At 37.5% G+C, this 5,213-nt stretch carries 6 protein-coding genes and 1 pseudogene; 1 reads left to right on the top strand and 6 read right to left on the bottom strand.

The features are described 5' to 3' along the window. From ptsP to AB685_RS26065, 3 genes are all read right to left on the bottom strand, one after another. Positions 1–1,509: phosphoenolpyruvate--protein phosphotransferase (gene ptsP, locus AB685_RS26055; RefSeq protein ID WP_241773387.1), on the bottom strand; the 1,509-nt coding region annotated here is incomplete at its 3' end. Further along, complete coding sequence (locus tag AB685_RS26060; protein WP_012959961.1) at positions 1,509–1,772, bottom strand: phosphocarrier protein HPr; 264 nt, start codon at positions 1,770–1,772, stop codon at positions 1,509–1,511. The genes AB685_RS26060 and ptsP, both read right to left, overlap by 1 nt. 273 nt (positions 1,773–2,045) lie before the next feature. Then, positions 2,046–2,888 (bottom strand): PRD domain-containing protein, encoded by an 843-nt coding sequence (locus tag AB685_RS26065; protein WP_047973503.1) that lies wholly within the window; start codon positions 2,886–2,888, stop codon positions 2,046–2,048. 219 nt (positions 2,889–3,107) lie between these two features. On the opposite strand from AB685_RS26065, the gene AB685_RS26070 reads away from it, so the two are divergent. After that, positions 3,108–3,332 carry a response regulator transcription factor gene (locus AB685_RS26070; protein WP_047973504.1) on the top strand — a complete coding sequence of 75 codons (225 nt, stop codon included), beginning with the start codon at positions 3,108–3,110 and terminating at the stop codon, positions 3,330–3,332. A gap of 100 nt (positions 3,333–3,432) precedes the next feature. Here AB685_RS26070 and AB685_RS26075 read toward each other — a convergent pair whose 3' ends face one another. The 3 genes and pseudogenes from AB685_RS26075 to sdhA form a co-directional block, all read right to left on the bottom strand. Continuing rightward, the gene (locus tag AB685_RS26075; protein ID WP_047973505.1) at positions 3,433–3,897 is read right to left on the bottom strand and encodes a thioesterase family protein; all 465 of its coding nucleotides are present in this window, start codon (positions 3,895–3,897) and stop codon (positions 3,433–3,435) included. Positions 3,898–4,036: 139 nt separating this feature from the next. After that, on the bottom strand, positions 4,037–4,789 hold the full coding sequence (gene sdhB / locus AB685_RS26080) for a succinate dehydrogenase iron-sulfur subunit (RefSeq protein ID WP_047973506.1): 753 nt from the start codon (positions 4,787–4,789) through the stop codon (positions 4,037–4,039). Beyond that, positions 4,786–5,213, bottom strand: a pseudogene (gene sdhA, locus AB685_RS26085) (succinate dehydrogenase flavoprotein subunit); the annotation flags it as partial. The pseudogene sdhA and the gene sdhB, both read right to left, overlap by 4 nt.

A 5,213-nucleotide genomic window follows, 5' to 3' on the forward strand; every position in this document is an offset into this window, starting at 1 on the left:
AGGGTGGTATGGTTGGTATAAATAAGAAACTCTTTCATTCATTCGATCTGCTGCCATCGTGTATTGGAAAGGGTGGTATGGTTGGTATAAATAAGAAACTCTTTCATTCATTCGATCTGCTGCCATCGTGTATTGGATTAAATCATTTGTTCCGATACTAAAGAAGTCAACTTCTTTAGCGAAACGATCCGCAGCCACTGCTGTTGATGGAATTTCAACCATAATCCCAACTTCCATGTCATTTGAAACTTCTACACCTTCTGCTACAAGCTTCTCTTTCTCTTCAGCTAAGAGGGCTTTTGCTTGGCGTAACTCTTCAAGCGTCGCAATCATCGGGAACATAATTTTTAGTTGCCCGTATGAGCTAGCTCGTAATAATGCACGGAGTTGAGTACGGAACATATCATCTTTTTCTAAACAAAGACGAATCGCACGATAGCCTAGAAATGGATTCATCTCTTTTGGTAAATCAAGATAAGGAAGTTCTTTATCGCCACCAATATCAAGGGTACGTATCACAACTGGCTTACCTTCCATACGCTCAACAACTTCTTTATACGCTTCAAACTGCTCATCTTCAGTTGGAAGAGCATCTCTTCCCATATAAAGAAACTCTGTACGGTAAAGACCAATACCTTCAGCTCCGTTATTGATTACACCTTCAAGATCTTTCGGTGTACCAATATTTGCAGCAAGTTCAACATGATGACCATCTTTTGTTGTTGAGGTTTCATTAACAAGTTTAGCCCATTCTTCTTTTTGCTTTTGGAAATCAGCTTTTTTCTTTTCATATGTAGCTAATTCATCAGAAGATGGATCAATGATAACATCTCCGTCAATTCCATCAACTATGATCATCATACCCGTTTCGATTTTAGCTGTTACTTCTTTTGCTCCAACAACAGCTGGAATCTCAAGAGAACGGGACATAATCGCTGAGTGAGATGTCCTTCCTCCGATATCAGTTGCAAACCCTTTAATAAAAACAGGGTTTAATTGAGCAGTATCTGAGGGGGTTAAGTCTTCAGCGATGACAATCGTTTCTTCTGAAATAGTAGCTAGTGATTGCGCTTCAATACCTAATAAATGACCTAAAACACGTTTAGAAACATCACGAATATCCGAGGCACGTTCTTTCATATATTCATTATCCATGTTCTCAAACATTGAAATAAACATATTAGCAATTTCATTTAATGCGTATTCTGCATTTTGTTTTTCATCGTTAATTTTACCTTTTACTGCATCTACAAGCTCAGGGTCGCTTAGGACAAGTAAATGTGCAGCAAAAATTTCAGCTTTATCCGCACCAAGTTCAGCTTCTGTTTTGTCTTTAATAACAGCAAGTTCTTCTTTAGACTTCACCAAAGCTGAATCAAAACGATCTACTTCTTCTTTTGTATCTGCTACTTCTTTCAATTCAATCTCAAAGTTAGGCTCTACGTGTACAAAAGCTTTTGCAATTGCAACACCACTTGATGCAGCAATTCCAGTCAATTTTTGTGACATTATTCTCCTAACCCTTCTTTAATTACATCTTCAATCGCTTGAAGAGCTTCATCAGCGTCTGAACCCTCAGCTTTGATTGTTACTTCAGCACCTTGTCCAACTCCAAGTGACATTACACCCATGATTGATTTTAGGTTCACAGATTTTCCTTTGTATTCAAGTGTTACGTCAGAAGAAAATTGACCTGCTTTGTTTACTAACTGTGTTGCCGGACGAGCATGAATTCCTGTTTCTGCTGTAATCTTAAATGTTTTTTCTGCCATTTTTCATCAACCTCTTTCGTTTATTTTAGAATAGAGTAAACAGCTATATAGAGAAGTTCACCTATTCAGTATTAATAAATGTTCCCTACTTTTTGCTTCCCTGTAATAATTATGAAAACGGTTTACAGGTTTTCCTACAAAAAACAGGCATCAGTAAAGAAACGCACATGATGAAAACATGAAGTACACTTGTATCGTACCCCATTTAACCCTCATATACACTTCCGTACTCATGCCTGATCTTGTCAGTAACACGTAATCTAAGTGCAACCCTTATTTATACTTTATAAGCTTTTTTAAGTAAAACACCATATCTGGAACTTGTTCAACTTTATAGGAGGTTGAGAATCTAGTATTTAAGACCTCAATCAACTCAATAGTGATAGTATAGCATAACTCAAATTCTTCTTTCAACAAATGTGCAAGTTTGTCTGATGTTTGAATCATTTCTTTTTTTCTAAATCGATCAATAAGTTCACACAAAAAACTTACTAGACGCATATACTCAACTGAGCGCCTATTCAACTCAATATGGGCGTTTCTTTCAATCATGAACACTAAATCTGAAATTAATTGTGGATGTTCATTCATTTCAGCAATGGGTTGATTAGAAGAAGCACTATAAATATGAAGGGCCACAAAGCCAATCTCAGCTTCTGGAAGCTCTACATCTAGATGTTCATTTAATAGGTGAACTGCTTTTCTTGCAAGGTGAAATTCTTCTGGGAACATGAGCTCCGTTTCAGTCAGAAAAGGATTCGGTATATCAATGCCCTGTTCGATTCGCCTTATCGCAAATTGAATATGATCTGTCATAGCAAGATGAATCCTTTGGTGAAGTGGTTCTTTAAGTTCAGCTTGAATCATCTTAACAACTTTTTCCATTGTGACAATTAAAGATTCATCTACATCGTTTAATAACAACTTATATTGTTCTTGCTCCTCTTGATTAGCTAGTACAAATAATTTATCAATGGAGCCAGAATGTATTTCCTGACCACGTTTTTGACCAAAGCCGATTCCTCTCCCAATGACAATTACTTCATTCAGATCAGGTTTAGTCGCTATCACTACATTATTATTTACTACTTTTTCTATGCGGAACGGTCCCTTCATACAGCAACCCTCTTTGWMAAAACTCATTTCCTATCCATCATAGCTGAATGAGTAAAATGTAGTCAATATTTACCCTCATACATTTAATACTTTAATAATTCTTAAATTATGCTCACATGTTCTGTACCTTCTACATATACTATCAAGACTAAAGCCCTTCAACAGTGGGATTGAGTTACCCAAATTCGCTCTTAGCCCGAGCAAGAAGGAGTGAACTCATTGAAAGGAGYAGAATTCGGACCTAAACCATTACTTACGAAAAGGGAACGAGAAGTATTCGAACTACTTGTTCAAGATAAGACCACAAGAGAAATCGCACAAGAACTTTTCATAAGTGAGAAAACAGTACGAAATCACATTTCTAATACGATGCAAAAGTTGGGGGTTAAGGGGCGCTCTCAAGCTGTTATTGAACTAATTAGACTAGGTGAAATTGAAATTTAACTAGCATAGAAATACCATGTGACAGCCTTCTAGTCAGCTTACCTCCATCTTAGGAGGTAAGCTGACTTTTACTTTTATAAGAAGACTGATTTTACGCTACTTACAACTCACTTATTACATGTCCATTTAAAGCTTGGCGCATTTCTTCATTCCATGGGACTGCACTTCCACTCTCTTTACCCACTTGAACAATTGTTCCTCTTCCAGTTAAACAAACTTCCCCTAATTGATTTTCTACAAGATAATGGAGATCAAGAGATGAGTTGCCTAACTTTTCTACTTTCACATATACCGATAGCATTTCATCAAATTTTATCTGTCTAACATAGTCACACTGCAGATCAGCAGCCACAATCATTGTCTCAAAATCTTGGCTCGCCCATTTCTGCATTAATCCGAGTGAACTAAAATACTCCAACCTCGCATCCTCAAAATAGACAAGAGCATTTTTATTATTCACATGACCAAACGCATCCGTTTCCGAAAAACGTACACGAATGGCTTTTGAAAAAGTAAATCCTTCTTTCCATCTTTCAAAATCACTAATATAAGTTGGTAATCTCATTGTTTTTCCCTCACTTTTTAATATGTAAAAAAGCTCACCCTCTTCACATCTATTTCCATCGCTCTAGATGATAGAACGAGAAAATAAAAATGGTAAGAGGGAGAGCACTTAAACCAATCTTAATTTCTTGAAGGCTCTTTTATTGTCCGCCAAAGAAATTCTTGAATGATTGCAATGTTGTTTGACGGTTCAAGTCAGCAATTGATGTCGTAAGAGGGATCCCTTTTGGACATGCTTGAACACAGTTTTGAGAGTTACCACAATTGGCAAGTCCACCATCACCCATAATCGTTTCAAGACGTTCAGCTTTATTCATCTCACCTGTTGGGTGTGCATTAAATAGGCGTACTTGAGAAAGCGGTGCTGGGCCAATAAATTCAGATTTACTGTTTACATTCGGGCATGCCTCTAAGCACACACCACATGTCATACATTTAGAAAGTTCATATGCCCATTGACGTTTTGACTCCGCCATACGAGGTCCTGGTCCTAAATCATACGTTCCGTCAATAGGGATCCATGCTTTAACTTTCTTTAATGAATCAAACATTCTACTACGATCAACCATTAAATCACGGACTACCGGGAATGTTTTCATCGGCTCAAGGCTAATTGGCTGTTCAAGTTGGTCTACTAGTGCTGTACAAGATTGACGAGGTTTACCGTTAATTACCATTGAACAAGCGCCACATACCTCTTCTAAACAGTTCATATCCCAAGCGATTGGAGTTGTAGTCTCCCCTTTTGTATTCACAGGGTTACGACGAAATTCCATTAAGGCTGAGATCACGTTCATGTTCGGACGATATGGTACTTCAAACTCTTCCACATAAGAACTGCCGTTCGGGTCATCTTGACGAGTCACTTTAAATTTTATTGTTTTTTCACTCATGATTTAACAGCTCCTTGCTTCTTTTGTGAGTAATCACGTTTACGAGGTTTAATGAGCGATGTGTCAACTTCGTCATACGTAAAGTCCGGAGCATTCGTCGCTGGGTTAAACGTCGCTTTTGTTGTTTTCAAGAAGTCTTCATCATTACGATCTGGGAATTCAGGCTTGTAATGTGCTCCACGACTTTCATTACGATTATAAGCTCCTAGAGTAATGACTCGTGCAAGGCTTAACATACCATCAAGTTGTCTTGTGAATGATGCACCTTGATTGCTCCATTTAGCTGTATCATTAATGTTAATATTGTTGTAACGCTCCATTAATTCTTGAATCTTTTCATCTGTTTTAAGAAGCTTTTCATTATAACGTACAACTGTAACGTTATCTGTCATCCATTCTCCAAGCTCTTTGTGAAGAATATAAG

It is taken from the genome of Bacillus sp. LL01 (assembly GCF_001037965.1).

Coding starts and splice junctions, on each gene's coding strand:
- AB685_RS26060 (WP_012959961.1), bottom strand. CDS start 1,772: ATGGCAGAAAAAACATTTAAGATTACAGCAGAAACAGGAATTCATGCT.
- AB685_RS26065 (WP_047973503.1), bottom strand. CDS start 2,888: ATGAAGGGACCGTTCCGCATAGAAAAAGTAGTAAATAATAATGTAGTG.
- AB685_RS26075 (WP_047973505.1), bottom strand. CDS start 3,897: ATGAGATTACCAACTTATATTAGTGATTTTGAAAGATGGAAAGAAGGA.
- sdhB (WP_047973506.1), bottom strand. CDS start 4,789: ATGAGTGAAAAAACAATAAAATTTAAAGTGACTCGTCAAGATGACCCG.